This is a genomic window from Desulforegula conservatrix Mb1Pa (genome assembly GCF_000426225.1).
In the GTDB taxonomy this organism is placed as follows: domain Bacteria; phylum Desulfobacterota; class Desulfobacteria; order Desulfobacterales; family Desulforegulaceae; genus Desulforegula; species Desulforegula conservatrix.
The window spans coordinates 10,412-12,453 of record NZ_KE384510.1; the positions used below are offsets into that span (position 1 = coordinate 10,412).

Consider the following 2,042-nt stretch of genomic DNA (forward strand, 5'->3'; position numbering starts at 1 on the left):
GCCATTGGCAACATGCTGGTTTCATCGACCATAGAAAGATTCGAAAAGGGAGAAGATCCGGAAGGCAACAAGTGGTCGATATCCCAAAGGGCAAAAGATGAAGGCGGCCAGACCCTGGTTGATACTGGGGTTCTTAAAAGCCATATCTCGTTCGAGGCTTCTCCTGAAATGGTCGTTGTCGGCACAAATGAAGAGTATGGCGCGATTCACCAGTACGGAGGCCAGGCTGGCAGAGGCAAAAAAACAAGAATCCCTGAAAGGCCTTATCTGGGTTTCAATGAAGAGGACGCAGAAGAAACCGTGGCAATTATGCACAGGTTCTTGTCCAGGGCTTTAGGGGGAGGACGATGAAGGCAATCGCTGACAGCATAATCAGAAACACGGCAACCACCCTTGGTATAAGCCATGTGACAGACAAACCCGACAAGTCGGACATCACTATGCCTCTGCCGAGAATAGAGCTGACCTGGCTGCCTGAGGAGCTGAAGCGGTCTTTTAGGAGAATTTCAAGGCTGAAACAGCCCAATGTTCCTGAAGTGATAATACGCAGCCGGGTTTATCAGAGGACTCTTAGGATCAGGGCCGAAGTCGTTAGCGACAACGAGGAATGGCTCGAATCATTTGTGCCGGGATTTCTTGCGGCTCTGCCAGGCAAGACTGCGGATGAAAATGGCAACCTTGTGACGGTGAGAGCTGTCAAGGCCGAGCGCCAGGGATACGGCACTAAAATGGTCGAGGTGTTCAAGCGTCGCACGGCATCGATCCACATCATTGTCAGCGGCATGGTGTGCGACGATCAGAATATCCCGCTGATAACAGACGTGAATATTGTCAACGGAACAAATATTGGAGGCTGATATGCCAGACGAAAATCCAAATGAAAACAAATCCGAACGCGCAGCGGATTCAGGTATCCATGATGGAGCAAATCCGGCTGCGGATACCAGATCAAAAAAACAGAAAGAACCTGCTTTTGCCGGGGTTTCTGAAATTATCGATATAGAAGCTCTGGCTGAAGAAGCCGGGCTTGCGGACTGGGAAAAGGCAGCGTTTTTCCGTGCAGCTGAATGGGCCGGAGGCAAACAGGTAAGCCGAGAGGATTTCATGGCGGCCCTGGACAGATTCAAAGCCCGCAGAATGGGCGGAGGGAGAATATAAATGGGCGACGTACTCGAATTCTTAAACGATGGCATAAGCGGCATTTCTCCCGGTGACGTGTCAGGATCCTTGATGGTTGCGGGAGTTTGCAGCACAGGAACTCCTGGCAAGGCTTATCTGCTGGGCAGATCTTCGGATCTTAACGCGCTTTTGGGTGTGGGGCCTCTTGTGGACAGGCTGAGGGACATCTTCGCAACGTCAGGCCAGGACGCGGTTGTTATTGCCGTGCCTGTTGCCGGGCTGCCTGGCGGTTATATATCTTCTGTTCGGCATACAGGCACTGGGCCTGATGGCACTGCCACAGGCTCTCCGTCCCTAAATGCGGACGTGATTGTTGAAATTGTGGTGGGCGGGATTCTTGGTACTGCCACCTATAAACTTTCAACAGATGCCGGATCAACATTCGGAACCACAACTCCTACAGCGGCGAATGGCCAGATTACAGTACCCGCTACAGGCGCTACCCTGACCCTTTCCGCAGGAACCCATATTGCTGGCGACAGGTATATGTTCGCCGTCCGCACTCCGATAGGGCCTGTTACAAAGACCGGCACCGGGCCGGATATTACCGCGTCAGGAACGCCAAAAGCAGGAGCTGACATCCTTCTGACAATAGTCGCGGGAGGCGCTCTGAACACGGCCACATATACACTCAGCCTTGACGGCGGTGATTCGACATCCCAGGTGCAGACTGTTCCTCTTTCCGGAGTGATCGCATGCGGAGATATCGGCGTCACCATAACAGCAACCGGAACCCAGGTGGCCGGAACAATCTATGCATTTTCGGTTCTTGAGCCGGTTCCATCCATAAGTGGAATCATGGACGCGATAGATCAGTCCCTGGCCAGATTTGATGTTGAATCCGTTTATATTGTCGGGCCTTC

Annotated in this window: 4 protein-coding genes; all 4 read left to right on the top strand. The window is 52.4% G+C overall.

Annotation, left to right across the window (positions count from 1 at the left end; genetic code table 11):
* Positions 1 to 351 (top strand): phage virion morphogenesis protein (locus K245_RS0122120; RefSeq protein ID WP_027360883.1); only part of this gene is annotated, 351 nt, incomplete at its 5' end.
* Complete coding sequence (locus K245_RS0122125) at positions 348 to 857, top strand: hypothetical protein (protein ID WP_027360884.1); 510 nt, start codon at positions 348 to 350, stop codon at positions 855 to 857. The genes K245_RS0122120 and K245_RS0122125, both read left to right, overlap by 4 nt.
* Position 858: 1 nt before the next feature.
* Positions 859 to 1,158 (top strand): hypothetical protein, encoded by a 300-nt coding sequence (locus K245_RS26010; RefSeq protein WP_035278072.1) that lies wholly within the window; start codon positions 859 to 861, stop codon positions 1,156 to 1,158.
* Positions 1,159 to 2,042 (top strand): DUF2586 family protein (locus K245_RS26015; RefSeq protein ID WP_035278088.1); only part of this gene is annotated, 884 nt, incomplete at its 3' end.